Below are 24,724 nucleotides of genomic sequence, written 5' to 3' on the forward strand. Positions count from 1 at the left end.
GCCTCAGGGCTTCGGCCCGGGCGTCACGGCTTCAGCGTGAGCGTCTCGGCCGTCGCCTTCTCCACGGCCTCCTTGCCGAAGGGCCAGTCCAGCAGGTCGCCCTTGGCCCACAGGTCGGTCTGGTCCGTGTAGTTGTCGTGGTACGCGTGCCCCGAGGCGCCGGTCAGGTTGATCCAGCGGGACTTGTCCAGGTCGTTGAGGTTCACGACCATCCGCATGGACGGCACCCAGGTGACCCCGTACCCGCCGGAGGCGTTCCAGCCGGTCGCGTTGACGGTGGCCTCGCCGCCGCCCAGGTTCCACGGGCCGCGGTTGAGGAGGGACTGCAGGAAGCCCGGGCCCTCCTTGCCGATCGTCTGGTTCTTCAGCGTCAGCTGGTGCAGGCGGCCCCAGCTCCAGGTGGACTGGTCCTTGCCGAGCTTGGCGGTCAGCTCCCAGCGGGCGTCGCGCATGGCGCGGGCGAAGAGCTGGTCGCGGGTGGTGGTCGCCGGCTGGTTGCGCACGGCCGGCGACTGCCACCAGGCCGACTTCTCGTCCTTGACCAGGCGGCGGACCACCTCGAACCACCGGTCGCCGCCGTCCGGCTGCGCCGAGTCGGCGTCGCGGGTGCCGCACTCGCGGACCGTCTTGGCCAGGTCGTCGGCCGGGCCGCTGGTCTCCTCGCGGACGTTCATGCAGCTGCCCTCGATGCGCAGCTCCTTGGGCATCTTGTCGCCGAAGGCCAGCTGGAGGATGTTGCGCCAGACCGCGTTGAAGTACGCGGCCGCCGCCGAGTCGGGCTCCTGGGTGTAGTTCCAGCCCTCCAGCAGCTTCTGCGCGGCGCGCACGTCCGGGTCGGCGACCTCGATCTTGGCGAGCATCGGGGTCAGCAGCGCGGCGATCTCGCTGCTGTTGTCCATCTGCATGGCCCGCATGTCGTCCATGGAGATCTTGCCGCTGTCCTTGATCTTCGCCTCGATGAGGTCGTTGATCCGCTGGCTGCGGGCGCCGTAGCCCCAGTCGGTGGTCAGCACGTGCGGGTACTTGCCGGCGCCGGTGCCGTTCTCGACGACCGCCTGGTTGGCGGTGACGATGTAGCCGCGGGCCGGGTTGTAGTCGTACGGCATCTCGTCCTGCGGGATGTAGCCCGTGGTGCCGTCGCGGCCGCCCTTCCAGGCGTACTTGGACTCCCAGCCGGGCGCGGGCATGCGGCCGTCCCCGGCCCCGCGCAGCGGGATGCGGCCCGGGGCCTGGTAGCCGATGTTGCCCTTGGTGTCGGCGTAGATCAGGTTCTGCGAGGGCACCTCGAAGTCGCGGGCGGCCTCGCGGAAGGAGGCGAAGTCCTTGGCCCGGTCCAGCTTGAAGACCGCGTCCATCGACTTGCCCGGGTCCAGGGCGGTCCAGCGCAGGGCGATGCCGTAGCCGTTGCCGCGGTCGGGGGCGGAGCCGTTCACCGGGGCGCGGGTGCCGACCGTCTCCAGCTCGTCGCTGCGGTCGGAGATCAGCGGGCCGTTGTTGGTGCCGCGGATCGTGATCTTCTTCGAGGCGCCGCCGGCGACCTTGATCTCCTCCACGCGGGTCGTGAAGGGGACCACCTTGTTGTCGTAGACGTAGCCCTCGGGCTTGACCTGCTCCAGGTAGAGGTCGGTGACGTCGGCGCCCAGGTTGGTCATGCCCCAGGCGATGTCGTTGTTGTGGCCGATGACCACGCCGGGCATGCCCGAGAAGGTGTATCCGGCCACGTCGAAGCGGCACTGGGCCGAGGCGGTGCGGCAGTGCAGGCCCATCTGGTACCAGACCGAGGGCAGCTGCGGGGACAGGTGCGGGTCGTTGGCGAGGAGCGGCTTGCCCGTCGTCGTGTACTTGCCCGAGACGACCCAGGAGTTCGAGCCGATGCCGCTGCCGTTGGGGCCGAGGATCGCGGGGACCTGGTCCAGGGTCTTGGCCAGCGAGGTCAGCGAGGTGCGCAGGCCCACGCTCGCCCCCTGGGCGCCGGCGTTGTCGGCGAGGCCGGTGGGCGAGGCGGTGGAGGCCTGGGAGCCGCTGGTGCCGCTGCCGCCGCCGGTGGTGTTGCCGCTGCCGTTGGAGCCGGCGGCGCTGTTGGCACTGCTGCTGCCGGCCGAGGCGCCGGCGGCGGAGGCGCCCTGCGGGGTGTACTTGCCGCCGTCGACCTTGCCGCCCTCGACGATCGGCTTGTTCCGGTCGAACGGGTACGGCGGGTACAGCTCCTCGATCTGCGCCGGCGTGAGCCGGTTCGCCATCAGGGCGCGGTCGATCTCGTCCTGCATGTTGCCGCGCAGGTCCCAGGCCATCGCCTTCAGCCAGGCCACCGAGTCCACCGGGGTCCAGGCCTCGGGCCGGTAGTCGTCGCTCAGCTTCAGCGCGGCGTGCTCGACGGAGAGGTCCTTGCCGGACTTCCCCTTCAGGTACGCGTTGACCCCGTCGGCGTAGGCCTGGAGGTACTTCTTCGTCTCGCCCGAGAGCTTCTTGTCGTACTCCTCCTGCGCGACCTGGCGCCAGCCGAGGGTCCGCAGGAAGGCGTCGGTCTCGACCTGGCCGGCGCCGAACATCTCGGAGAGGCGCCCGGAGGTCATGTGCCGGCGGACGTCCATCTCCCAGAAGCGGTCCTGCGCGTGGACGAAGCCCTGCGCGCGGAAGAGGTCGTCCTCGTTGTCGGCGTAGAGCTGCGGGATCCCGTGGGAGTCGCGTTTCACCTCCACGGTGCCGGTCAGCCCGGGCACCTTGAGGGTGCCGCTGGTCTGCGGGAACGAGGCCCGGACGGTGTCCAGGCCCCAGTAGGTCCCGTACCCGAAGCCCACGAGGAGCGCCAGGACCAGTACGAGCACGATCAGACGGGCGCGTCGTCCCTTCTTCTTGGCGGAAGGGGCGGTTTCGTTGGCGGGCATCGCTGTCCTTAGAGGGGCAGGGTGGTCCTGGGAGTGCTGAGAGCAACCATAGGCGCAGGACCGGTCCCGTTGATCCGCCAGGGGTCGAGGTGATGAGGACAGGGCCCGACGGGCGTTTCACAATGTGGTTATCACGTAAAGGGAGCGTCAACTATTAGGTAAGGTAACGAAGTACTTGCCGATCTTGTCGCCGGGAGGAACGATCCGCCGGGCGCATTGAGGAGGGCCGCCCACTGACCGTCCACACGCTCAATGCACTTCTGCTCGTCTGTTCGCTGGTCCTGCTGACCGCCGTCGCGGCCGTGCGCCTGTCGTCCCGCAGCGGCCTGCCCAGCCTGCTCATCTACCTCGGCATAGGCATCGCCATAGGCCAGGACGGCATAGGCAACGTCGTCTTCGACAACGCCGAGCTGACCCAGGTCATCGGCTACGCGGCGCTCGTCGTGATCCTCGCCGAGGGCGGTCTGGGCACGAAGTGGAAACAGATCAGACCGGCCCTGCCCGCGGCGATCATGCTGTCGCTGGTCGGCGTGGCGGTCAGCGTGGGCGTGACGGCGGCGGGCGCGTACTACCTGGTCGGCCTGGACTGGCGGCAATCCCTGCTGATCGGCGCCGTCGTCTCCTCGACCGACGCCGCAGCGGTCTTCTCCGTCCTGCGCAAGGTCCCCCTGCCCTCCCGGGTCACCGGCGTGCTGGAGGCCGAGTCCGGCTTCAACGACGCCCCGGTCGTCATCCTCGTCGTCGCCTTCGCGACCGTGGGGCCCGTGGACGCCTGGTACGTGCTCATCGGCAAGATCGCCCTGGAGCTCGCCATCGGCGCCGCCGTCGGCCTGGCCGTCGGCTTCCTCGGCGCCTACGGCCTGCGGCACGTGGCCCTGCCCGCCTCCGGCCTCTACCCGATCGCCGTGATGGCGATCGCCGTGGCCGCGTACGCCGCCGGCGCCCTGGCGCACGGCTCCGGCTTCCTCGCGGTCTACCTCGCGGCCATGGTGCTCGGGAACGCGAAGCTCCCGCACTGGCCGGCGACCAGGGGGTTCGCCGACGGGCTCGGCTGGATCGCCCAGATCGGCATGTTCGTCCTGCTCGGCCTGCTGGTCACCCCGCACGAGCTGGCCGGCGACTTCTGGCCCGCCGTGGTCATCGGCCTGGTGCTGACGATGGTGGCGCGGCCGCTCGGGGTCCTGGTCAGCCTGGTGCCGTTCCGGATGCCCTGGCCGGAGCAGGTCCTGATGTCGTGGGCCGGGCTGCGCGGCGCCGTCCCCATCATCCTGGCGACGATCCCGATGGTGACCGGCATCGAGGGCAGCGACCGCGTCTTCAACATCGTCTTCGTGCTGGTCGTCGTCTACACCCTCGTCCAGGGACCGACCCTGCCCTGGCTGGCCCGCACGCTCAACCTCGGCACCGGCGCCGAGACCGCCTCCGACCTCGGGATCGAGTCGGCCCCGCTGGAGAAGCTGCGCGGACACCTGCTGTCCTTCGCGATCCCGCCGGCCTCGCGCATGCACGGCGTCGAGGTGAGCGAGCTGCGGCTGCCCCCGGGGGCCTCGGTGACGCTGGTGGTCCGGGACGGCGCCAGCTTCGTACCGCTGCCGTCGACGGTGCTGCGGCACGGGGACGAGCTGCTGGTGGTGGCCACGGACCCGGTCCGGGACGCGGCTGAGGCCCGGCTGCGGGCGGTGGCCCGGGGCGGCAAGCTGGCCGGCTGGCTGGGGATCGGCAACGGGAACGGCAGGCCGGGGGCGGGCCGAGCCGGGCGCTGACCTTTCGGAATCAGAGGTTCCGGCGCCTTCCGCGTTTGAACGGCACTCTCATTCCACCATTCCGGCGGAGTTTCGATGGATTGCGCAGGGGTTTGCCCGCAATCACCGCCCCGTGGAATGCGAACTTCCGGCTAATCCCAGGCGAAGACACGCCTTGTCGTCGGAATCACAGGGTGTGATGGCGGACGTGCCTGTACGATAAAGGCACACCAGATCGAACCAACTCTGCCTGACGCAGAGCTGGCGCGACCGCAAAGCGGCCGTGGCTCCCTCCCGCAGTGGGGCGCCCAGGTATCACTCGGTTCTGCGCAAGAGGACAGCTCTCGGGGCTCCCATGTACGGGTGCGGTCGCTTACAAGCGAAACACCGTCCGCAGACGGGGACGCTCTACCAGGCAGCGGAAAGGCAAGGCCGTGACATCCGCGGTCACGACCGACACGTCCGCCCGGCCCGGCTACGGGCAGCTCCTGCGCACGCCCGGCGCCCTCGGCTTCGTCCTCCCGGGATTCGCCGCCCGGCTCCCCTTCGGCATGCTGACCATCAGCATCCTGCTGCTGATCCAGCACACCACCGGCTCCTACGGCAGCGCAGGCATCGTCTCCGCCGTCACCGGCGTCTCCATGGCCCTGTCCGCCCCGGTGATGGGCAAGTTCACCGACCGCCGCGGCCAGAGCGCCGTCCTGGTCCCGGTCGTCCTCCTCCACGCCGCCGCCGTCAGCTCCCTGGTGGCGCTCGCCCTGCTGGGCGCCCCGGTGTGGGCCCTGGCGCTGGCCGCCGTCCCGGCCGGCGCCTCGGTGCCGCAGGTCGGCCCGATGGTGCGGGCCCGCTGGGCCGCCAAGCTGGAGGGCTCGCCGCTCCTGCCGACGGCCGCGGCCTTCGAGTCCGTCACCGACGAGTTCACCTTCGTCGTCGGCCCCGTGCTCGCCACCGCGCTGTGCACCGGGGTCCACCCGGCGGCCGGCCTGGTCACGGAGGCCGCGCTGACCCTGGCCGGCGGCCTCGTCTTCGCCGCCCAGCGGGCCAGCCAGCCCACGGTCCACGCCCCTGCGGCCGCCGGCGAGAAGCACGCCTCCGCCCTGTCCCACGCCGGTCTGCGCGTCCTGATCGCGGCCTTCCTGGGCATCGGCGCCGTCTTCGGCGGCATGCAGGTCTCGCTGGCCGCCTTCTCCAACGAGATCGGCAACCCCGGCGCGAACGGCCTGCTGTACGGCATCTTCGCGGCCGGCAACATGGTCGCGGGCATCGCCTGCGGCGCCGTCGCCTGGAAGATCGGCCCCCGCCGCCGGCTGCTGCTCGGCTACGCCGGCCTGACGCTGACCGCCTCGGTCCTGTGGACCGCGCACTCGGCGGTCCTGCTCGGCGCGCTCGGCCTGCTCGTCGGCCTGTGCATCGCCCCGGCCCTGATCACCGGCTACACCATGATCGAGGCGCTGGTCCCGGCGAACGCCCGGACCGAGGCCTTCACCTGGCTGACCGGCGCCGTCGCCTTCGGCCAGGCCACGGCCGTGACCCTGGCCGGCCGCCTGACGGACGCGCACGGGTCCTCGTACGGCTTCCTCGTCCCGATGGCGGGCACCGCGCTGGCGCTGGCCACCTTGGTGGCGCTGCGGGCGAAGCTGGCCCCGAAGGCCCCGAGCCGGATCATCAGCTCCTCCCCGGGGGCGCCGACGGCCCCGGAGCGTGGTGTCGGTCACCGCACGCCGGTGACGGTGGACTGATCGACCGGAATACGTCACCATGGAGCATCGTTAGCACTCATCGAGTCAGAGTGCCAGGAGGAAATTCGTGCCGACCTACCAGTACCAGTGCACCGAGTGCGGTGAGGGCCTCGAGGCCGTGCAGAAGTTCACCGACGAGGCACTGACCGAGTGCCCCAGCTGCAGCGGACGCCTGAAGAAGGTGTTCTCCGCGGTCGGCATCGTCTTCAAGGGATCCGGTTTCTACCGGAACGACAGCCGCGGTGCCTCGTCCAGCAGCACCCCTGCCTCCTCGAAGCCGGCGTCGTCCACCACCTCGACGGCCTCCGCCGCACCGGCGGCCTCGTCGTCGGGCAGCAGCTCCGGCTCCACCTCGGCCGCCTGAGCCGGTCCGCCCCTTTCCACGCGAAGGCCCCGCCGCCCCTCGGGCAGCGGGGCCTTCGCGCATGCCCCGTTAGGGTGGCGGCATGGCTAACGCAGAGATCGGTGTCATCGGCGGCTCGGGGTTCTACTCCTTCCTGGAGGACGTCTCCGAGATCCGGGTGGACACCCCGTACGGGCCACCGAGCGACTCCCTCTTCCTCGGCGAGCTGGCCGGGCGGCAGGTCGCCTTCCTGCCCCGCCACGGCCGCGGCCACAAGGTCCCGCCGCATCGGATCAACTACCGCGCCAACCTGTGGGCCCTGCGCTCCATGGGGGTGCGCCAGGTGCTCGGCCCGTGCGCGGTCGGCGGGCTGCGCGCCGAGTACGGTCCGGGCACGCTGCTCGTCCCCGACCAGCTGGTCGACCGTACGAAGTCCCGTACCCAGACGTTCTTCGACGGGGAGCCGCTGCCCGACGGGACCGTCCCGAACGTCGTGCACACCACCTTCGCCGACCCGTACTGCCCGGTCGGCCGGTCGGTGGCGCTGGCCGCGGCGCGGGGCCGGGCCTGGGAGCCGGTGGACGGCGGGACCATGGTCGTCGTGGAGGGCCCCCGCTTCTCCACCCGGGCCGAATCGCAGTGGCACGCGGCCATGGGCTGGTCGGTCGTCGGCATGACCGGCCACCCCGAGGCGGTCCTCGCGCGCGAGCTGGGCCTGTGCTACACGTCGATGGCGCTGGTGACGGACCTGGACGCGGGCGCGGAGACGGGCGAGGGCGTCTCCCACACCGAGGTGCTGCGCGTGTTCGGCGAGAACGTCGGGCGACTGCGCGAGGTGCTCTTCGACGCGGTGGCGGCGCTGCCCCCGACCGACTCCCGCGACTGCCTGTGCACGCACGCGCACGACGGCTGGGACCTGGGCATCGAGCTGCCGTAGGCGCGGGGCGCCGGACCCCGGAGAGCGGGGCGGGGCCCGGGAGTCACTCCCCCGCGACGCGCAGCAGCAGCTTGCCCGTGGTGGTGCGGCCGTCCATCAGGCGGTGCGCCTCGGCGGCCGCGGAGAGCGGGAACTCGGCGGTGACCGGCAGCTCCACCGCGCCGCCGGCGACGAGCCGGAAGGACGCGGCGGCGAGGGCGCGCAGGGCCTCCGGGTCGTCCTGGGCGAGGGCGAGGACGGAGAAGCCGGCCACCGAGAGGCCGAGGGGGTACAGCTCGGCGGGCCCGGCCTGCCAGGGCGCGGCCCCGCCGGCGTTCCCGTACGAGACGAGCCGGCCGAAGCGGGCGAGGGCCCCGAGGCTGCGGCGCAGGGTCTCGCCGCCGCCCGGGTCGAGAACGAGGTCAACGCCGCGGCCGCCGGTGGCCCGGCGCACCTCCTCGGGGAAGCCGTCGCCGACGAACACCTCGTCGTAGCCGGAGGCGAGGGCGTCCGCGGCCTTCTCGGGGCGGGAGACGACCCCGTAGACGGCACCGGCGCCGGCGAGCCGGGCGACCTGGCCGGCCACGGTGCCGACGCCGCCGGCCGCGCCGTGGACCAGGACGCTCTCGCCGGTGCGCAGCCGGCCCACCTCGTGGATGAGGGCCTGGACCGTGGGCAGGACGGTCGGCAGGGTGGCGCCGGTGCGCAGGGGGACCCCTCGGGGAGGGCGAAGACGGTTGCGGCGGAGGCGAGCGCGACCTCGGCGTAGCCGCTGTGCGCGGTGAGCGCGGCGACCTCCAGGCCGGGGCTCAGGCCCTCGACGCCGGGGCCGACGGCCCGGACGCGGCCGGAGACCTCCAGGCCGGGGCGGAAGGGCAGGGCCGGGACGCGGTAGCCCTCGGAGCGGGCCTTGAGGTCGGCGAAGTTGACCCCGGCGTAGGCGACGTCGATGGCCACCTCGCCCCGCCCGGGCTCCGGTACGGGCGCCTCGGTGACCCGGAGCACCTCGGGCCCGCCGAACTGCTGGAACTCGATCGCTTGCACGGCTGTATCCCCCGACGGCCAGACTGTTCGATGAACAGCGAACATTGCGTGGACGTGAATGTACGATCCCCATCGAACTTTCCGCAAGGGGGGCCACCCGGGAGGGTGACGGGATTGTCCACAGGCTGGGGATCGTCCACAGGTTCGAGCGGGGGCGGGCGGGTCGGCGGATCGTGAGGGGTGTCCGGACGCCGGGTGCGGCGTCGGTACCTACCCAAGCTCGGTGGTGGTCGTCATGTCCCGTTCTCCGCAGGGCCGCTGTGCCCCTGCTTCCGTCTCGCCCTGTCCTCCCGCCCGGCCGGTGCCCGCGTTCGCGCCGCTGCGGGTGGGCCGGGGCGGGGACCGGCTGCGCCGCGCCCTGCGGCGCCGGCGCAGGGGTGCCTCGGCGGCCCTGGCCGTCGCCGCGGCCGCGCTGGCCGTGGCGGGCGGCGCCCAGGCCGCCACGGCATCGCGCGGGGCAGCGCCACCGGTGGTGAAGCCGCCGCCCGCGCCGGTGCGGATGGTGTCGGCGCCGGTTCGGATCGCCGATGCGGCGACGGTGCGGCTGCTGCGGCCCGGGGACCGGGTGGACGTGGTCGCGGCCGAGCGCACCGGGGCGCCCCGGGTGGTGGCGGCCGGGGCCCGGGTCTCCGAGGTGCCCGCACCGGAGCAGGGCGTGGGGGACGGCGGGGCGCTCGTGGTCCTGGCGGTACCGCGGGAGACCGCACGGGAGCTCGTCGGGGCCGGTGCGGTGGCACGGCTGGCGGTGGCGCTGTGCTGAAGCGGACAGGGATGGCGAATAGGACAGCCGTGCAGTCACGTCACCGCGGATCGGCGACCGACTGGACACGCCGGGCCCCGACTGCCGTAGTTTTCGGAACCGTTGGCTCCATGTCGGGCGGATTCGAAGAGAGGCTCAGTGGTGAGCGAGAAGAAGGAGAGCGTCCTGGCGGGCTTCAAGGCCTTCCTGATGCGTGGCAACGTCGTCGACCTGGCGGTCGCCGTGGTCATCGGCGCCGCGTTCACGAACATCGTGAACTCGGTGGTCAAGGGGATCATCAGCCCGCTGGTCGGCGCGGTCGGCACGAGGAGCCTGGACGTCTACTCCTCCTGTCTGAAGGGCCCGTGCGGCATCGACGCCAAGGGGGAGGCGATCGGCGTCAACATCCTGTGGGGCTCGGTGCTGAACGCCGCGCTGACGTTCCTGATCACCGCCGCGGTCGTCTACTTCCTCATGGTGCTGCCGATGGCGAAGTACCTGGCCAGGCTGGAGCAGCGGCGCAAGGTCCGCGAGGGCGTCCAGGAGACCATGGTGGTCACCGAGCTGGAGGTCCTCAAGGAGATCCGCGACGAGCTGGTCGCCCAGCGCCGCAGCGGCGAGCCCGGGGCGCCCGGCTCCCGTTACTAGCCCGTCACAGGTGGTGCGGCGGCTTCTCGTCGAGGAAGCGGGCCAGGTCGGCCGCGCTCCCGGCCGCCGCAGGCCGCTCCCCCCACCCGCGGTCGGTGTCGTCCGCGGACTGCTGGTCCAGCGGGTCGTCGAAGACGAGCCGCGGCCGGGGCTTGGGCGGGGCGGCGGACTCGGGCCGGGATCCGCTCCCCGCCGGTGCGGGCGCGGGCTGGGGGTCGGAGGCGGGGGTGCTGCTCATGCCTCCAGGGTACGGCGGGGCCCCTTCGCTGCCCGCCCCCGCCCGCCCCGCCGGGGCCGCTGTGCGGCAGGTACCGGTGGGCCGTGCGGGTGAGGGCCGCCGGATCACCGGGAGCCCGTGCGCGCCCCGCCTGCCGGGCCGGGTCCGCGGCTGGTGTGCTGGGCGGTATGACGTACGTACCGATGACCGCCCGCGACCGGGAGGAAAGCCACCGGACCGCCACCCCGCTGGAGCTGTTCTTCGACCTGTGCTTCGTCGTGGCGGTGGCGCAGGCCGGCCGGCAGCTGGTGCACGCGCTCGCCGAGGGCCATGTCGCCGCCGGCGTGAGCGGCTTCCTCTTCGTGTTCTTCGGCGTCTGGTGGGCGTGGATGAACTTCACCTGGTTCGCCTCCGCCTACGACGTGGACGACGTGCCGTACCGGGTGGCGACCCTCGTGCAGATCGCCGGCGTGCTCGTCTACTCGGCGGGCATCCCGCGCGCCTTCAACGACAACGACTGGACCACCGCCGTCATCGGCTACGTGGTGATGCGCCTGGCGCTGACGGTGCAGTGGCTGCGGGCGGCGGCCGGGGAGCGGGGCGCGGCCCGCCGCTGCGCCCTGACCTACGCGATCGGGCTGGTGCTCTGCCAGGCGGCCTGGGTCGGCCTGCTCGTCGCGCCCCCGCAGAGCCGGCGGTGGCTGTTCCTGGTGTGCGTGGCGGCGCAGCTGCTGGTGCCGGTGGTGGCCGAGCACGGGTACCAGACGCAGTGGCACCCGCACCACATCGCCGAGCGGTACGGGCTGTTCACCATCATCGTCCTCGGCGAGACGATCGCGGCCAGCACGGTCGCGGTCCAGTCGGCGATCGACGAGCACGACGCGCTGGGCGAGTTGCTGCCGATCGCGGCGGGCGGGCTGCTGCTGGTCTTCGCGGCCTGGTGGATCTACTTCGCCGTTCCGGCGCACGACCGGCTGCGGACCAATCGCGAGGCCATCCCGTGGGGGTACGGGCACTACGTGATCTTCGCGGCGGCCGCGGCGATCGGCGCCGGGATCGAGGTGGCGATCGAGCACGCGGTGGGCAAGGCCCCCGTCTCGCAGCTCGCCGCCAACCTCGCGGTCTGCGTGCCGGCGGCGCTGTTCCTGGCCTTCGTCTGGCTGCTGCACTCCCGGCACTTCAAGCGGGGCGCGGCCCAGCAGCTGACACTGCCGGTGACCGCGGTGGCGATCCTGGCCTGCGCCTGGACCGGGACGCACGCGGTGCTGTGGGCGGGGCTGGCCGCCGCGGCCGCCGTCGCGGCGGGCGTGACCTTGACCCACCGGGAGCGTTCTGGTGCGTGAGGAGCGCGGGCGGCGTCGGCCGCGGCAGCCGCGCCGGCGACAGGAAGAAGAAACGATGAAGGTCCCGGTACAGCGGTACGCGAAGGACGGTTCGACGGTGGCGGAGTACGGGGAGCTCGCCGACCCGGCGTTCTGGCAGCAGCCCCCGGCCGCCCGGCTCGCGGCGTTCGCCCGGCTGCGGGCCCTGGACTCGCCCGTCTACGTGCCGGAGGGCAAGGGCCGCGGGCACTGGGCGCTCGTACGCCATGCGGACGTGCAGGAGGCGAGCCGGCTGCCGAAGGTGTTCGCGAGCGCCCCCGGGGTGACCACGCCCGAGCCGGCCCGGTGGGTGCGGGCCCTGTTCGGGGACTCGATGGTCAACCTGGACGGCGCCGACCACGCCCAGCTGCGCAAGATCGTGCAGCGGGCGTTCACGCCCCGCCTGCTGGCGGCCGCCGAGGCCGACATCCACGCCGTGGCGGCCCGGATCGTGGACGACGTCCTGGCCGAGCGTCCCGACGAGTTCGTCTCGGCGGTGGCGTCCCGGCTGCCGCTGGAGGTCATCTGCAACATGATGGGCATCCCGGAGCGCCACCGGCCCGAGATCGCCGACCGCGTCAACCACGCCTCCGAGAACATCGGCGTCGAGCGGGGCCTGGCCTCACGGCTGCGGATGCCCGGCCGGGGGCTGCGGGCCCTGGCCCGGATGCAGCGGATGGTCGCCGGCATCGGCCGCGAGCGGCGCAGGAACCCCACCGACGACCTGATCTCGGCACTGGTCTGCGCCAACGTGGACGGGCAGGCGCTGGGCGCCCGCCAACTGGGGGCGTTCTTCTCGCTGCTGATGGTCGCCGGGGTGGAGACCACGCGCAACGCGATCACCCACGGGCTGACCCTGCTGACCGACCACCCCGACCAGCGGGACCTGCTGCTGGAGGACTTCGAGGCGCACGCGGACGGGGCGGTGGACGAGATGATCCGGCACTCGACGCCGATCATCCAGTTCCGCCGGACCGTGGCCGCCGAACACACCCTGGGCGGGCACCTGTTCCACCCGGGCGACAAGGTGGTGCTGTACTACGCCTCCGCCAACCGCGACGAGGCGGTGTTCCCCGACCCCGACGCCTTCGACATCACCCGCTCCCCCAACCCCCACCTGGGCTTCGGCGGCGGCGGACCGCACTTCTGCCTGGGCGCACACCTGGCCCGGGTGGAGATGAAGGCGCTGTTCCGCGAGCTGCTGACGCGGCCGGTCGGACTGCGCGCGGTCGGACTGCCGGACCTCGCCGGGTCGAACTTCGACAACCGCGTCCGCTCCCTGCGGTTCGCGTTCGACCGGCCGTAGCCCACGCGCGGCAGCCGGCGGCAAAAGAGCCCCGGCAGCGGGAGGGCCGGCCGCCGGGCAGGCCGGGAGCCCCGCGGCCGGGGCGGTGGGCGGGGCCGACGGCCGGGCCCGCCCGCTACTGGATGCGGCGCACCGACAGGACGCAGTGGGCGCTGCCCGTGAGCACCTCCTCGTCACCGGCGAAGGCCTGGAGGGTCCGTGCCTCGACCGGCCGGCCGGGCACGGCCTCAGGCCAGGCGCGCGTGGCGAACAGGAAGTAGGCCTGGCCGCTCTCGTTCGCCGCGGACACCCATTCGTCCGGGGCGGTGCAGGTGGCGTTCAGCCCGGGCATGGTGAGGGCGAGCTGGTTGCCCGCCAGCACGAGCTGGACCGGGAAGGCGCTCGGGTTGCGGGTGCCGTCCATGACGACGTCGCCGATGGGCAGGCCGATCTCCTCCAGCAGCCCGCGGGCGGCGGCCTCGCCGGCCTCCCTGCCCTGCGGGCCGTCGCCCAGCGTGTAGGCGAGGAGGTACGGGATGTCGTGGCCTTCGGAGGGGTCGCCGATCCAGGCGAGCACCGAAAGGGTGCCGAGCTGGGACCGGTCGATTTCGGCTTGTGTTGAAGTCATGCGCCGCACCCTAGTCGCCCTTCCGGCGGGCCCCTTCCGGCCTTTCACCCGAGCGGGCTAGACCCCCCAGAATCCCTCTCCGGAATTCGATTGGACGTTCGCGTCCTGATATTGCAGGCGTACGATGCGCGCGCTTTCCGGAATTTCGAACACGACCCACCCCTCGGCCCGCTCACCGACCGCGAGGGAATCGAAGACGAGGGGTTTGCCGGTGGTCAGCTCACCGGTGCGCACCACACCGTGGCGCTGTCCCGCGCTGTCGTAGGCCCACATGCGCCCGAGCGCCCCGTACGAGGCGCCGCCGACGTTGACGAACGACATGGAGGCGGCCACCCAGCGCTTGCCGACGGGCGGGGCGAAGTCCTTCTCGGTGCTGATCGCGGGGTCCACGTACGCGTTGAGCACGGCCTGGAGGTGTCGGCCCACCTGGCGCCCGTGGAACTTCACCGCATCGCCGACGTGGGCCTCCTTCACGGCGCCCTGGCCCTGGGCCGCCCCGGTCGGCGCGGGTGCGGGTTCCTCCTCGGCGCCGGGCACGCCGTCGTCCACGGGGACGGCGGGCGCCGCGGCCGGGGCGAGCGCGGCGCCGTCGGAGGATCCGGAACAGGCCGTGGAGCCGAACAGCAGCAGGGGCAGGAGAGCGGCGGCGGCGAGGGCGGGGCGTGAGGCGGACTGGCGCATGCGCGATCCCTTCGGGGACCTTCGGGGACGTATTCCGGCCAGTCTCACGCGCCCGAGCGGGGAATTGCACACACCGACACGGGTGTGCGCGGCCAGTTGGCGCCCCACTGCCAGCACAATGCGTTCCGACGGATTTCCGCCGCCCGAATCCACCTGGAGGAACGATGGGTACGACCGGCCGCCGAATGGCCCTGGCCGCTCTTTCCGCTCTGACCGCCGCTGCCGCATTCGCGGCCCCGGCCACCGCCTCGCCCCGCAATTCCGATGTTTCCGTACAGCCGTACGCCCACATCGGCGAGGACGGCACGATCACCCTTTCCGGGACCTACCGCTGCGACGCGGGATCACCCATGGGGGCGACGCAGATCTCCGCGACCGTGGTGCAGGGCGAGACGCACCTGACCTCCGGCGCCGGCGAGGCCGTCTGCGACGGCGCCGAGCACGAGTGGCAGAGCACCGGCACGCTCCCGCAGAGCCTCGGCCTGCCGGGCGAGGTCCACCCGGGGCCGGCCCGGTTCGAGGCCCGGCTGCAGGAGGTGCGCTTCTCCGGGCTGATGCCGAAGTCGGTCGCCGTCCACGCCGAGGACGTCCGGGACGGGGAGATCACGGGCTGAGAGCCGGCCCCGTCCGCCGCGCATGCCGTGCCGGGTGCCGTGCGCGGAGCCGGCCGGTAGCCGCCGCTACCGGCAGGCGGGCGCCACGCCGGTCATCGACATGAAGGCGACCGTGTGGCAGCCGGGCTCCGTGTGCGGGCGGCCCTTCGCCCAGTCGACGGCGGTCGGCACTCCGGCGGCCAGCAGCAGCAGCGCCACCACGGCGGGGGCGGTGCGCCCGCTCAGGCGGCGGCGCACGGGAGGATCCGTTCCACGCAGGTCGGTCTCATGGACCGCATCATGGCCCCGCCCCGGGTCCGCCACAACTCGGCGTGAGCGCCCGGTCACCCGGTGCTCCGGCGGCTGCCCGCGGTGTCGAACTCGCACCACACCGCCTTGCCGTCGCCGCGGGACTCCACCCCCCAGTGCGTGGCCACGGCGTCCACCAGGAGCAGCCCGCGCCCCGTGGTGGCCGCCTCCCCCGGGGTGCGGCGGCGCGGCCAGACACTGGAGCGGTCCTTGACCCACAGCCGGATCCGGCGGGTCGGCTCGGGCAGCACCTCCATGGTCAGCACCGCTCCGCCGTCCGTGTGCAGCAGCGCGTTGACCAGCAGTTCCCCGGCCGCGAGCTCCACGTCGTCGGCGAGCTCGGGCACGCCCCAGTCCCGGAGGGCCTGCCGCAGCGCGTACCGGGCCTCCGACAGGCCCTCCGGGTCGGCCTGGTGGATGTACTGGTGGATCCGCGGGGCCCGGTGGGTGCCGGGGTCCGGGGCCCGGCGCAGCACCAGCAGCGCCACGTCGTCGCCGGAGCCCCAGCGCTCCCAGAGCCGGTCCGAGAGGTGGTCGGCGAGCGCCCCCGCCCCCTGGGGGCCGGTGCGGACGGCGTGGGCGAGGGCCTCCATGCCCTGGGTGATGGCGGTGCCGGGCTCCTCCACCAGGCCGTCCGTGCAGAGCACCAGCGTCTCCCCGGGGACCAGGTCGAGCCGGGTCTCGGGGTAGTCCTCCTGCTCGAAGGCCGACGCCAGCCCGAGCGGCAGCCCGCCGCGCACGTTGGGCCAGCCGGTGCGCCCGTCGGTGTGCCGGATCAGCGGCCCGAGGTGGCCCGCCCGGACCGCCCGTACGCCGCCGGTCTCCAGGTCCACCTGGGCGTACATGCAGGTGGCGAAGCGCTCGGTGTCCAGTTCGGCCAGGAAGCGGGAGGCCCGCGCCAGCACGGTCGACGGCGGGTGGCCCTCGCCCGCGTACGCCCGCAGCGCGATCCGGAGCTGGCCCATGATGGCCGCCGCGTGCGTGTCGTGCCCCTGGACGTCGCCGACGACGAGGCCGACCCGGTCGCGGGGCAGGGCGATCACGTCGTACCAGTCCCCGCCGACCTCCCGGCCGCTCCACGCGGAGTGGTAGCGCACGGCGATCTCCCCGCCGGTGATCTCGGGGATCCGGCGCGGCAGCATCGAGGCCTGCAGTCCCGTGGCGAACTCGCGCTCCTGGTCGAACAGCAGGGCCCGCTGCAGGGACTGCGCCACGATGCCGGCCAGGCCGAGGCAGAGGTTGCGCTCCTCGGGGCTGAACTCGGTGCGCCGCCGGTAGAACAGCACCAGCCCGCCGATCGCCTTGGCCTGGGCGATCAGCGGCAGGTAGGCGGCCGCGTCGAAGCGGATCCGGTTCAGGTAGTCCGCGAGCAGCGGGAACTCCTCGGCGAGCGCCGTGAGCGAGGTGACGAACCGGGCCTTGCGGGTGATCACCGCCTGGGACAGCGGCAGGGAGCCGTCGAGCCGGGTGAACCTGCGCTCGCTGAGGATCTCCAGCGACTCCCCGCTGAGCGCGATGATCTTGATGGCGCCGTTCTCCACCAGCCCCAGGGCCAGCCCGTCCGCACCCAGCCGCTCCAGGGCGCCCGCGCCGGTCAGCGCCGCCGTGACGTCGTCGACGGTCACCGCCCGGGACAGCGCCTCGGTGGTGCGCTGCACGATGGTCGCCTGCTTGGCCCGCGCCGACTCCAGCTTGCGCAGCACGGTCATGTGGGCGAGCTCCGCGGTGGCGTCCCGCACGATCCCGACGATGCGCCGCGGCTGCCCGCCGCTGTCGCGCAGGATCCTGCCCTGCGCGTGGGTCCACTGGTCGGCGCCGTCGCGCCGCTGCACCGTGAAGTACGAGCCGTAGGTCTCGGCGCCCCCGTCCAGCGCGGCGCGCACGGAGTCGGCCAGCCGCGCGCCGTCGTCGGCGGGGATGCGCAGGTTCAGCCCGTCCGGGGTGTTGTCGAACTCCTCCGGCTCCAGGTCGAAGACCTCGTACGCCGCCGCGTCCAGCGACAGGGTCCCGGCGTGGAGGTCCCACTCGAAGCTGCCCATGCCGTTCAGGGCGAGCCGCTGCCCGGGACCGGTCACGGGCTCCTGGCGGCCCCGCCCCGGCGCCGGCCCGTGGGCGTGCCCCTGCCCCGCACTGCGGCCCGGTCCGTGCCCACCGGGTCTGTCGCGCTCCGCCGCTGCCACCAGTCACACCACCTAACGGCCGGGCCAGCACGGCTGGGAGATCAGCCGCTCCCACTCCTCGTCAGGATGCCCCGGGAGGGTGCGTCCGGCCTCCCGCCAGCGCTTGACGAGGGACAGGTAGATCGTCGTCTGGTCGGGCGCCGCGTGCGCGCCGGGGCCGGACGGTCCCCCGTACGGGGAGGCGTGGGGTGCGGCCCGCGCGGGGGCCGGCTGCTCCGTCCGGCTGGCCGGGATGCGCACCCAGCCGCGGCCCTGTGCTCGCTGCTCCGCACTCATCGCGGACCCCTCTCAGCTCACCGCGCAGACGTCTTCGGATGTCCCGCGCCGGCCCGGGCGGGCCGTGCGGTCCCGAGCGGGCCGGCCGGCCGGCCCCGGGCGCCGAGGCGCCTTCGGACTCCTGCGACCAGTCTCCCCGCCGTGAACCCCGCACCGTGCACGAATCGCATGGAAGGGCCGAATGAGGGAGCCGTCAACAGCCCCGCGAAGAACAACCCCGGCCAGGACGACTCGAAATCCGCGCCGAGCTCCGGCGTGCCGCCGTCCCCGACGGTCTCCAGGGCGGCCCGCAGCCGGGCGTCCAGCATTCCCAGCCGCGCCAGGTCGGGGTGGAAGCCGGTGGCCGCGATGACGTGGGCGACGTCCAGGACGACGGACTCGCCGGCCGTGGTGGTCAGGCCCAGCCGGGTCCGGTCGCCCACCGGGACCGCCCGGTGCAGGCGGTGCCCGAGCAGCACGGGCACCCGCTGCTCGAAGCGGTCGCGCAGCCACCAGGCCCCGGCGGGCCCGAGCGCGGTCGCGGCGATCCGCTCCCGGGTCGGCGCGGGCAGCCGGCGCACCGCCCACGGCAGCTCGGACCACACCCAGCTGCGCCAGCCGGTGCCCAGCCCGCTGTGCGGACTGCGCAGGGCGCGCAGGGCCGGCCGCTCCAGCGGCTGGGGGACGGTGTTCCAGTCGATCCGGGACCGCCGGGCGACGAGGACCGGCCGGGCCCCGTTCTCGGCGAGCAGGGCGGCGGTCTCCAGGGCGGCCTGCCCGGCCCCGACGACGGCGACCTCCTGCCCGGCGAAGCGGGCGAGGTCGCGGTGGCCGCTGCTGTGCGAGTAGTGGCCGGGCGGCAGCCCGCGCAGCGCCTCCGGGTGGCGGACGAAGGGCATCACCCCGACGGCGAGCGCGACGGTGCGGGCCAGCAGCGGCGGCCCCTCGGCGGTGCGGATGCGGAAGCCGTCGCCCTGCGGGGTGACCTCGGTGACGGTCACCTCCTCCACCTCGGGGGCGGCGCGCCGGGCGAACCACAGGCCGTACGCGCTGAAGGTGTCGATGGGCAGCGGCCGGCCGTGCTCGGCGGCCAGCCCGCGGCCGGCGCAGTACTCGGCGAGGGTGTGCCGGCCGCCGGGCGCGGACAGGTTGGAGGACCAGGGCTCGGACTTGAGGTACATGCCCTCGGGCATGTGGTCGCGCCACGAGGCCATGGGCCGGCCGAGCACGCGCACGCCGATCCCGGCCACCCTCGCGTGCGCGGCGATCGACAGCCCGTACGGCCCGGCGCCGACCACGACGAGATCGTCCATCCGCGTCACCGCTGTCCCTCCAGTCTCATGGGTCCTCCGCCGGTCTCAGCGGCGGTACGGGGCCGGGGGCCGTCTCTGCCGTCACCTCGGGTTTCCCTCGGCCCTGCGCGCCAAACGCCGGCGGGCCCGGTGTCGCCCGCAGGGGGCACCGCTGCGGCCCCCGGTCCCTCACCGGGTCACCAGCTCGTCCGGTTCGGCGGCCGCCGCGCCGCCCGGCGGGCCCTGCGGCGGGGGCGCGGCCGGCGCCGGCGGCGGTACGGTCGGCGCCGGCGGCGGTACGGGCGGTACGGGCGGCGCCGGCGCCGCGGACGCCGACGGCCCGGGGGCGGCCTGCGGGGCGGCCGGCGCCTCGCGGACCCGCTGGCGGGGGGCGCGCACCACCGCGCGCGCCGTGCGCCGGCCGTGGGCGGGGACCGTGCGCAGCACCCGGGCCCCCTTGCCCGCGCCGCGGCCGAGGAACGCGGCGAGCATCGCCAGGAACGGCAGCAGGTCGTCGGCGGCGAACCAGGCGGCCTCGACCCGCCCCCGCTCCACCCGCGGCACCACCCGCAGCGGCCCGGGTCCGCGCACGGATCCGTGCTCCGGCCCGCGCACCGCACCGCGCTCCGGCCCGCGTTCCGCCGCCCGCGCCGCACCGCGCTCGGGCCCGTCGTCCGGCCGGCGCCCGGCCGGTACGACCGGCACCGCCGCCCTCCCGCGCACCGGCCGCAGCGGCCACTGCCGCCCGCGCACCGCCGCCAGCAGCGCGTAGTTCTCCGCCACGAACACCCGCCCGGGCCCACCGGACGGCTGCGGCACCTGCTGCCCCGTCAAGTCCAGGTACACGGCCTGTACGACGTCCAGCCCGCCCTCGTCGGTGAACAGCCGGAACTGCGCCCCCGGCCGGGGGTTGAAGTCCACCAGCCGGAAGCAGCCGTCCTCGTCCCGGCGGAAGTCCAGGTCCAGGATCCCCTGGTAGCCCAGGCGCTCGGCGATCCGCAGCCCGGCCTCCTCCACCGCCGGGTCGGGCAGCCAGCGCCCCACCGCCGTCAGGCCGGTGCGCACCGGCCACGACAGCTCCTTGCGGCCCGACCCGGCGAGCAGCGGGCGCCCGCCCCGGGCGAAGGCCCCGTGGAAGAACCAGTCGGTGTCGGTGCCCGCCGGCAGGAACCGCTGGAGCAGCAGCCGGCTCCCGGCCTCCGCGGTGCGCTCGTACAGCCGGCGCGCGTCGGCGGGTGTGTGCACCAGGGTGGTGCTGCGCAGGCCGGCGCCCGCGGGCAGCAGCCAGGGCCGGCTCCACTTGGCCACTGCGGGCAGGCCGAGGCGCCAGGCGGCCTCGGCGGCCTCGGCCCCGCTGGCCGGGACCACGGTCTCCGGGTGGGGGATGTCCCAGCGCGCGCACAGCCGCGACAGCTCCGCCTTGTCGGCCACGCGCGCCGGGAGCCCGTCGGGCTGATGGGGGATCCGGAACCGCCCGTCGAGCATCGGCGCGATCCGCGCGACGGCGATGGCGCTCAGGTCGTCCATCGCGACGAGCACCGCCGGCCGGCCGATCCGCTCGGACACCCCGACGAGGCATTCCAGCAGCGCCTCCGGCGCCTCGGCGTCCAACCCGCCCGGCGGACCGGGATGTACGGCGTGCAGGTACCGCGAGCGCCCCATGGGACCTCCCCCGGCCTCGACGACGGCATGGACCTCCACGCCCTTGCGCCCGAGGGATCTGACGGCGCCGAGGGTTCCGTGGTGGAACGGATTCCGGTCGAGTCTGAGCACAACAGCGGGCACGTGGCCGGCGAACTCGTACATGGAAGCGGTGTCTTTCACCTAGTCGGACCAAGTGGGGAGGGTGCGCAGCTGCGAATGGCCTACGCAGGCTGTCACCGGACAGGCCATTCGTCGGATGTGATGCCTAACGTCTGTGACAAGCACACCGATTCGGGACAGCCCGGGAGATGCCATGCCCAGACCACGAAGCCGCCTGGCGAGCACCTGCATCGGTACGGTCACGGCCGGGCTGCTCGCCACCGGTGCCGCCCTCGCGGCCCCCGAGGAGGACCAGCCGAAGGCATCGGACACCGCCATGGGCGCCTACCTCGACTACGGGCCGCGCGGGGTCGCCCGCATCCCGTTCCTGTCGAGCTGGCTCGGCGGCCGGGAGATCCGGGTCGGCCACACGTATCTGCCGGGCGACCGGTGGGCCGCCATCGAGGGCGGCGTGGGCTTCCTCGAGGACTGGGCCGAATGGCGCCAGGGGAAGCCGGACCGGATGTTCGTCCTCAACGTGCCCATGCAGGAGCGCAACGAGGGCCGGGTCCCCGACGACCAGGTGGCCCGGCTGATCCGGGAGGGCGCGGACGGCGCGTACGACCACCACTTCAAGCGGCTCGCCGAGCGGCTGGTGGAGCTGGGCGTGCCGGACACGGTGATCGTGCTCGGCTGGGAGATGAACGGGGTCACCTACACCCACCGCTGCGCGCCGGACCCGGAGCGCTGGAAGGCGTACTGGCGGCGCATCGTCAACACGATGCGCTCGGTCCCCGGGCAGGAGTTCACGTTCGATTTCGCCCCCAACCGCGGCCAGGACGCCATCGGCTGGACCCGCTGCTACCCGGGCGACGACGTGGTCGACATCATCGGCATGGATTCGTACGACCAGGGCCCGGGCCGCACCTTCGACGACATGGTCACCCAGCCGTACGGGCTCCAGCACCAGGTCGACTTCGCGAAGGCACACGGCAAGCGCGTGTCGTACCCGGAGTGGGGGCTGTTCCGGCACGGGGACAACCCGGAGTACGTGCGGCGCATGCTCCAGTGGATCGACGAGCAGAAGCCGGTCTACCACACCATCACCGACTACTGCCCGCACGGCGTGTGGCAGTGCAAGCAGAACCCGAAGTCGGCGCGGGCGTTCCGCAAGGCGCTGACGCCCGAGGTGCCCGGGCCGGTGGTCCCGACGCCCGTGGTCCCGACGCCGGTCGTGCCCACGCCGGTCGTCCCGACGCCCGTGGTGCCCACCCCGGTGGTGCCCACGCCCGTCGTGCCGACGCCGGTCGTGCCCACCCCGCAGGTGCCGCTGCCCGAGATCCCCGTGCCGAAGCCCTCGCAAGCCGTGCCCTCGCCCTTGGTGCCCGCCCCGGTCTCCCCCGTGCCGGTGGAGCCGACCCCGGTCCCGGTCGAGCCCACGCCCCTCCCAGCGGAGCCCAGCCGGGCCCCGGTCGAGCCGAGCCCGGTCCCGGTCGAGCCGAGCCCGGTCCCGGTCAAGCCCACGCCCGTACCGGCCCGGCCCAGCCAGGCCCCGGTCAAGCCGAGCCCGGTCCCGAGCCCGGTCGTGCCGCAGCCGCAGCCGCAGCCCTCCCAGCCGCCGCGCCCGCAGCGCCCCTCGCCGGTCAACAGCACGCAGTGGTGCGTGCCGATCAACGTCGGCGAGTGGCTCTCCAAGCTGGTCGGCAAGCAGTCGGTCTGCATCACGCTCGACTGGGGCTCGGACTCCGGCTTCTGGCCCTGGTAGAGCCGTCATCGGACCCGCAGTTCGTTGAGCCGGGCCCGCCAGTCGCGGGCGGCGGGCAGCGCCTCGCGCAGCGCGTCCACCGCCCGTTCGCGCCCCGAGACCTGCGACTCGTGCAGCCGCAGCAGGGGCGCGAGGGCGGAACGGGCCATCAGGAACCGCTGGTTGACGACCGTGTCGGGCCGCCAGTGGTTCTTGTACGGCTCGCTGCCGCGCAGGAAGCTGACCACGGAGCGGCCCTCCGCCAGGGCGCGGCCCGCCTCGTAGCGCAGCAGCAGCGTCGCCACGTCCACCTTCCGGGCCCGCAGGTCCGGGTCGGCGCCGTACAGGTACCCGCCGCTGAGCGCCCCCGACAGCAGGGTGACGTTGGCGGCGACCACCTTCCCGTCCAGCCGGAACTCCGTGAGCCGTCCCTGTCCGGCCCGGACCATCCGCCGGGTGGCCCGGGTCAGGTGCTCGGCGAAGCGCGGCCTGAGGTGCTCGGGGGTGACGCCGCGGCCGCGCCACTGCTTCTCGTGCAGCCGCAGCAGCGTCCGTACGGCGTGGGGCACCTCGTGCTCGGTGACCTCGTGCTCCTCGATCCCGGCCGCGTCGGTCTTGCGGAGCTTGGCCCGCACCCGCTGGGCCCCCGAGGCAGGCATCCGCTTGACCAACTCGTCGAACGGCAGCGCGGGCAGCTCCATGCAGGTGGAGTCGGCGAGCTTGCTGCGCGCACCGGGCCACTGGTCGTAGAGCGCCTCGGCGGCCGCCCCGGGCCGGACCTCGCGCAGGTCGACGACCGCGCCGCGGGCGGCCCGGTGCAGGCCGCGGGCGAGCGCCGGGACGACCTGCTCGGCGTGGTCGGCGGCCACGAGGACGTCGAAGTAGTCGGTGATGCCGCCGCCGAGCGGGACGAGCAGCGGCAGCGGCCGGTGGACGAGCATCAGCGCGGCCGCGCCGACGAGTTCCCCGTCACGGCGCACGAGCACCAGGCGCAGCCGCCCGTCCCGGCCGTACGACAGCCACCACGAGTGCAGCCAGGCGTGGCTCTGGAACGGGGTGGCGGTGGGGCAGGAGCGGAAGAGCCGGTTCCAGGGCTCTTCCAGGGCGGCGAACTGCCGGGGGTCGCGGCACAGCGTCACCGACAGGGCCCCGGTGGAGCCCGTGGTCATCGCACGGACTCCTTCTCCTTGGCCTCGGTGTGCCCGCCGTGCTCGCCCTGGGCGGGCAGGGTGGCGTACTCCTCGACCTCCTTGACGTCCTTGACCTCCTTGACGTCCTTGACCTGCACGGCGTCCTCGGCCGCCCCGGCCTCCACGGTGTCCGGCAGGCCGACCGCGGCGTGTTGCGGGCGCCGCGCCCGGCCGGGCCGGGCGAGCAGCCACAGCCCGCCGAGCAGCCCGCCGGCGCACAGGCCGACCGCACCGCTGATGGGCGCGGAGGGCGAGGCCGGCTCGGTCGGGGCGACGGCCTGGCTGAACAGGATCAGCTGGACGCCGGTGTTCTTGGCGGCCTGGTTGCTGCTCAGCGAGAGGGCGTCGGCGACCGCGTTGGCGATGTCGGCGGCCTCGGCGGCGCTGCGGGAGGTGCCGGTGACGGCGATCATCGGGGATTCGGGGGAGGTCTCGGCCCGCACCTGCGTCCGCAGCCGGCGGGCGTCGATCCCGGCGCGGGGCTGGGCGTACGCGAGGGTGGAGCTGCTGGTGGCGATACGGGCGTACGCCTGCGCGAAGCCGAGGGCGGTGGCCGGCTCGGTGGTGTCGTCGGGGACGGCCACGACGTAGCTGGTGGCGGCGTACTCGGGCGCCTTGAGGACTCCGTACGCGCCGCCCGCGGCCAGCCCCAGCAGGGCGGCGGCGGGCAGCGGCCACCACGCGGGCGGCGGCAGCAGCCGTACCCGGCGGCGACGGCGGTCGGACTTCTTCTGGTCGGCGGTGTCGGCCATGTGCGTGCTCGCTTCCTGGGTGAAGAGGGTTTCCCGCGGGCCCGTTGCGGGCCGCGTCAGGAGGGTCGGATCAGCCGTTGTCGCCGGGCGCGGCGTACGGGCGCCCCGCCGGCGGCCCGGCGGCAGCGGGCGGCAGCCCCCGCCACGTCCCGGCGTCCGCGGCGGGCCCGGCGCTGCGCCGCCCGGGCGCCGGCGCGGGCGCCCCGGCCGGTGCCCGGCCCGGGCCGGGGACCGCGGCGGCCCCGGCCGTACGGTCGGTGCCGGCGCCGGCCGCCGGCACCGGACCCGCGGTAGCCGGCACCGGGCCCGGACCCGCGGTACCGGGCCCACCCGCCACGGCTGCGGGCGTGGCGGCGATCCCGTCGCGGCCGGGCGTCCCGCCGGAGCCGGACGCGGACGTCGCCTCGGCAGCCGCGGCAGGTGCCGGGGGCGTTGCGG

The 24,724-nt window shown here is 74.1% G+C and carries 21 protein-coding genes and 1 pseudogene; 10 read left to right on the forward strand and 12 right to left on the reverse strand.

The features are described 5' to 3' along the window. Positions 1–23 precede the first annotated feature (23 nt). Complete coding sequence (locus tag AB0953_RS10805) at positions 24–2,885, reverse strand: penicillin acylase family protein (RefSeq protein ID WP_366859063.1); 2,862 nt, start codon at positions 2,883–2,885, stop codon at positions 24–26. A 215-nt stretch (positions 2,886–3,100) separates the two neighbouring features. Here AB0953_RS10805 and AB0953_RS10810 point away from each other — a divergent pair, with 215 nt between their 5' ends. The 4 genes from AB0953_RS10810 to AB0953_RS10825 all read left to right on the forward strand — a co-directional run bounded on the left by AB0953_RS10810 (position 3,101) and on the right by AB0953_RS10825 (position 7,646). Next, entirely contained in the window at positions 3,101–4,648 is a 1,548-nt protein-coding gene (locus AB0953_RS10810; RefSeq protein WP_366859210.1) for a potassium/proton antiporter, read from the forward strand. A gap of 413 nt (positions 4,649–5,061) precedes the next feature. Continuing rightward, positions 5,062–6,366 (forward strand): MFS transporter, encoded by a 1,305-nt coding sequence (locus AB0953_RS10815; RefSeq protein WP_366859064.1) that lies wholly within the window; start codon positions 5,062–5,064, stop codon positions 6,364–6,366. Between the two features lie 67 nt (positions 6,367–6,433). After that, on the forward strand, positions 6,434–6,730 hold the full coding sequence (locus AB0953_RS10820) for an FmdB family zinc ribbon protein (protein WP_366859065.1): 297 nt from the start codon (positions 6,434–6,436) through the stop codon (positions 6,728–6,730). Positions 6,731–6,812: 82 nt separating this feature from the next. Next, positions 6,813–7,646, forward strand: a complete 834-nt coding sequence (locus AB0953_RS10825) for an S-methyl-5'-thioadenosine phosphorylase (RefSeq protein WP_366859066.1) — start codon at positions 6,813–6,815, stop codon at positions 7,644–7,646. Positions 7,647–7,689: 43 nt separating this feature from the next. Here AB0953_RS10825 and AB0953_RS10830 read toward each other — a convergent pair. After that, positions 7,690–8,669 (reverse strand): annotated as a pseudogene (locus AB0953_RS10830) (zinc-binding dehydrogenase). 235 nt (positions 8,670–8,904) lie between these two features. Here AB0953_RS10830 and AB0953_RS10835 point away from each other — a divergent pair. Both AB0953_RS10835 and mscL read left to right on the forward strand, forming a co-directional pair. Further along, a complete protein-coding gene (locus AB0953_RS10835; protein ID WP_366859067.1) occupies positions 8,905–9,429 on the forward strand; it encodes a hypothetical protein in 525 nt (174 codons plus the stop codon). Between the two features lie 141 nt (positions 9,430–9,570). Beyond that, positions 9,571–10,056 (forward strand): large conductance mechanosensitive channel protein MscL, encoded by a 486-nt coding sequence (gene mscL / locus AB0953_RS10840; RefSeq protein ID WP_366859068.1) that lies wholly within the window; start codon positions 9,571–9,573, stop codon positions 10,054–10,056. Positions 10,057–10,060: 4 nt separating this feature from the next. On the opposite strand, the gene AB0953_RS10845 is transcribed toward mscL, so the two are convergent. Further along, positions 10,061–10,294 (reverse strand): hypothetical protein, encoded by a 234-nt coding sequence (locus AB0953_RS10845; RefSeq protein ID WP_366859069.1) that lies wholly within the window; start codon positions 10,292–10,294, stop codon positions 10,061–10,063. Between the two features lie 167 nt (positions 10,295–10,461). Here AB0953_RS10845 and AB0953_RS10850 point away from each other — a divergent pair, with 167 nt between their 5' ends. Beyond that, positions 10,462–11,616 (forward strand): low temperature requirement protein A, encoded by a 1,155-nt coding sequence (locus AB0953_RS10850; RefSeq protein WP_366859070.1) that lies wholly within the window; start codon positions 10,462–10,464, stop codon positions 11,614–11,616. Positions 11,617–11,671: 55 nt separating this feature from the next. Next, the gene (locus tag AB0953_RS10855) at positions 11,672–12,940 is read left to right on the forward strand and encodes a cytochrome P450 (protein ID WP_366859071.1); all 1,269 of its coding nucleotides are present in this window, start codon (positions 11,672–11,674) and stop codon (positions 12,938–12,940) included. Between the two features lie 115 nt (positions 12,941–13,055). Here the strand turns inward: AB0953_RS10855 and AB0953_RS10860 are convergent, their stop codons facing one another. Together AB0953_RS10860 and AB0953_RS10865 are read right to left on the reverse strand one after the other, a co-directional pair. Next, the gene (locus AB0953_RS10860) at positions 13,056–13,547 is read right to left on the reverse strand and encodes a DUF5949 family protein (RefSeq protein WP_366859072.1); all 492 of its coding nucleotides are present in this window, start codon (positions 13,545–13,547) and stop codon (positions 13,056–13,058) included. 57 nt (positions 13,548–13,604) lie between these two features. Further along, the gene (locus AB0953_RS10865) at positions 13,605–14,228 is read right to left on the reverse strand and encodes a hypothetical protein (protein WP_366859073.1); all 624 of its coding nucleotides are present in this window, start codon (positions 14,226–14,228) and stop codon (positions 13,605–13,607) included. A gap of 164 nt (positions 14,229–14,392) precedes the next feature. Between AB0953_RS10865 and AB0953_RS10870 the strand changes: the two genes are divergently transcribed. Next, positions 14,393–14,842, forward strand: a complete 450-nt coding sequence (locus AB0953_RS10870) for a DUF6299 family protein (protein ID WP_366859074.1) — start codon at positions 14,393–14,395, stop codon at positions 14,840–14,842. A gap of 66 nt (positions 14,843–14,908) precedes the next feature. Here AB0953_RS10870 and AB0953_RS10875 read toward each other — a convergent pair whose 3' ends face one another. The 5 genes from AB0953_RS10875 to AB0953_RS10895 form a co-directional block, all read right to left on the reverse strand. Beyond that, positions 14,909–15,079 carry a hypothetical protein gene (locus AB0953_RS10875; protein ID WP_366859075.1) on the reverse strand — a complete coding sequence of 57 codons (171 nt, stop codon included), beginning with the start codon at positions 15,077–15,079 and terminating at the stop codon, positions 14,909–14,911. Between the two features lie 86 nt (positions 15,080–15,165). After that, the gene (locus AB0953_RS10880) at positions 15,166–17,169 is read right to left on the reverse strand and encodes a SpoIIE family protein phosphatase (protein ID WP_366859211.1); all 2,004 of its coding nucleotides are present in this window, start codon (positions 17,167–17,169) and stop codon (positions 15,166–15,168) included. Between the two features lie 153 nt (positions 17,170–17,322). Further along, entirely contained in the window at positions 17,323–17,586 is a 264-nt protein-coding gene (locus AB0953_RS10885; RefSeq protein WP_366859076.1) for a hypothetical protein, read from the reverse strand. 17 nt (positions 17,587–17,603) lie between these two features. Continuing rightward, the gene (locus AB0953_RS10890; RefSeq protein ID WP_366859077.1) at positions 17,604–18,878 is read right to left on the reverse strand and encodes an NAD(P)-binding domain-containing protein; all 1,275 of its coding nucleotides are present in this window, start codon (positions 18,876–18,878) and stop codon (positions 17,604–17,606) included. A 168-nt stretch (positions 18,879–19,046) separates the two neighbouring features. Beyond that, entirely contained in the window at positions 19,047–20,663 is a 1,617-nt protein-coding gene (locus tag AB0953_RS10895) for an ATP-grasp domain-containing protein (protein WP_366859078.1), read from the reverse strand. A 151-nt stretch (positions 20,664–20,814) separates the two neighbouring features. Between AB0953_RS10895 and AB0953_RS10900 the strand changes: the two genes are divergently transcribed. Then, on the forward strand, positions 20,815–22,365 hold the full coding sequence (locus AB0953_RS10900; RefSeq protein WP_366859079.1) for a glycosyl hydrolase: 1,551 nt from the start codon (positions 20,815–20,817) through the stop codon (positions 22,363–22,365). A 5-nt stretch (positions 22,366–22,370) separates the two neighbouring features. Here AB0953_RS10900 and AB0953_RS10905 read toward each other — a convergent pair whose 3' ends face one another. Next, a complete protein-coding gene (locus tag AB0953_RS10905) occupies positions 22,371–23,513 on the reverse strand; it encodes a GNAT family N-acetyltransferase (RefSeq protein WP_366859080.1) in 1,143 nt (380 codons plus the stop codon). Next, complete coding sequence (locus tag AB0953_RS10910; protein WP_366859081.1) at positions 23,510–24,286, reverse strand: lipopolysaccharide biosynthesis protein; 777 nt, start codon at positions 24,284–24,286, stop codon at positions 23,510–23,512. Before AB0953_RS10910 ends, AB0953_RS10905 begins: the two co-directional genes overlap by 4 nt. Positions 24,287–24,724 lie beyond the last annotated feature (438 nt).

This window comes from Streptomyces sp. NPDC046866 (assembly GCF_040704625.1).
Classification (GTDB): Bacteria; Actinomycetota; Actinomycetes; order Streptomycetales; family Streptomycetaceae; genus Streptomyces.

What these genes read in the sequence shown, in the direction of transcription:
- AB0953_RS10805 (WP_366859063.1), bottom strand. Translation starts at nt 2,885, where the DNA reads ATGCCCGCCAACGAAACCGCCCCTTCCGCCAAGAAGAAGGGACGACGC.
- AB0953_RS10825 (WP_366859066.1), top strand. Translation starts at nt 6,813, where the DNA reads ATGGCTAACGCAGAGATCGGTGTCATCGGCGGCTCGGGGTTCTACTCC.
- AB0953_RS10835 (WP_366859067.1), top strand. Translation starts at nt 8,905, where the DNA reads ATGTCCCGTTCTCCGCAGGGCCGCTGTGCCCCTGCTTCCGTCTCGCCC.
- AB0953_RS10845 (WP_366859069.1), bottom strand. Translation starts at nt 10,294, where the DNA reads ATGAGCAGCACCCCCGCCTCCGACCCCCAGCCCGCGCCCGCACCGGCG.
- AB0953_RS10850 (WP_366859070.1), top strand. Translation starts at nt 10,462, where the DNA reads ATGACGTACGTACCGATGACCGCCCGCGACCGGGAGGAAAGCCACCGG.
- AB0953_RS10855 (WP_366859071.1), top strand. Translation starts at nt 11,672, where the DNA reads ATGAAGGTCCCGGTACAGCGGTACGCGAAGGACGGTTCGACGGTGGCG.
- AB0953_RS10860 (WP_366859072.1), bottom strand. Translation starts at nt 13,547, where the DNA reads ATGACTTCAACACAAGCCGAAATCGACCGGTCCCAGCTCGGCACCCTT.
- AB0953_RS10865 (WP_366859073.1), bottom strand. Translation starts at nt 14,228, where the DNA reads ATGCGCCAGTCCGCCTCACGCCCCGCCCTCGCCGCCGCCGCTCTCCTG.
- AB0953_RS10870 (WP_366859074.1), top strand. Translation starts at nt 14,393, where the DNA reads ATGGGTACGACCGGCCGCCGAATGGCCCTGGCCGCTCTTTCCGCTCTG.
- AB0953_RS10880 (WP_366859211.1), bottom strand. Translation starts at nt 17,169, where the DNA reads ATGGGCAGCTTCGAGTGGGACCTCCACGCCGGGACCCTGTCGCTGGAC.
- AB0953_RS10885 (WP_366859076.1), bottom strand. Translation starts at nt 17,586, where the DNA reads ATGAGTGCGGAGCAGCGAGCACAGGGCCGCGGCTGGGTGCGCATCCCG.
- AB0953_RS10890 (WP_366859077.1), bottom strand. Translation starts at nt 18,878, where the DNA reads ATGGACGATCTCGTCGTGGTCGGCGCCGGGCCGTACGGGCTGTCGATC.
- AB0953_RS10895 (WP_366859078.1), bottom strand. Translation starts at nt 20,663, where the DNA reads ATGTACGAGTTCGCCGGCCACGTGCCCGCTGTTGTGCTCAGACTCGAC.
- AB0953_RS10900 (WP_366859079.1), top strand. Translation starts at nt 20,815, where the DNA reads ATGCCCAGACCACGAAGCCGCCTGGCGAGCACCTGCATCGGTACGGTC.
- AB0953_RS10905 (WP_366859080.1), bottom strand. Translation starts at nt 23,513, where the DNA reads ATGACCACGGGCTCCACCGGGGCCCTGTCGGTGACGCTGTGCCGCGAC.
- AB0953_RS10910 (WP_366859081.1), bottom strand. Translation starts at nt 24,286, where the DNA reads ATGGCCGACACCGCCGACCAGAAGAAGTCCGACCGCCGTCGCCGCCGG.